This is a genomic window from Aeromicrobium sp. P5_D10, from assembly GCF_054049535.1.
This window is the reverse complement of record NZ_JBFUME010000035.1, coordinates 1-366: the sequence shown is the minus strand read 5'-3', so window position 1 is coordinate 366 and position 366 is coordinate 1. Positions and strand designations below refer to the sequence as shown.

At 54.4% G+C, this 366-nt stretch carries 1 rRNA gene; it reads right to left on the bottom strand.

Annotated features, from left to right (window positions below):
• Nucleotides 1–8: 8 nt before the first annotated feature.
• Nucleotides 9–125 (bottom strand): 5S ribosomal RNA (gene rrf, locus ACXJKC_RS21775).
• Nucleotides 126–366: the final 241 nt, after the last annotated feature.

Below are 366 nucleotides of genomic sequence, written 5' to 3'. Positions count from 1 at the left end.
GAATGTTTGTTCGGCGACGTCCTACTCTCCCACACCGTCTCCAGTGCAGTACCATCGGCGCTGAAAGGCTTAACTTCCGGGTTCGGAATGTGGCCGGGTGTTTCCCTTTCGCTATGGTCGCCGTAACTCTATGGAGATATCAAAACCATTGAACAGCCACCCGTAACCTGTGCCTTACCCAGTGTTTGGGGGGGGTGGTTGTGGTGGTGTTTGGTGGTTCCCGGTTATATCTCGGGAACCTCACAGTGGACGCGGTGTGTGCTTTTGAGGGCACGGTCATCTTTGTAAGGGAACAAGCCCTCGGCCTATTAGTACCAGTCAGCTCCACGCATTGCTGCGCTTCTACTTCTGGCCTATCAACCCACA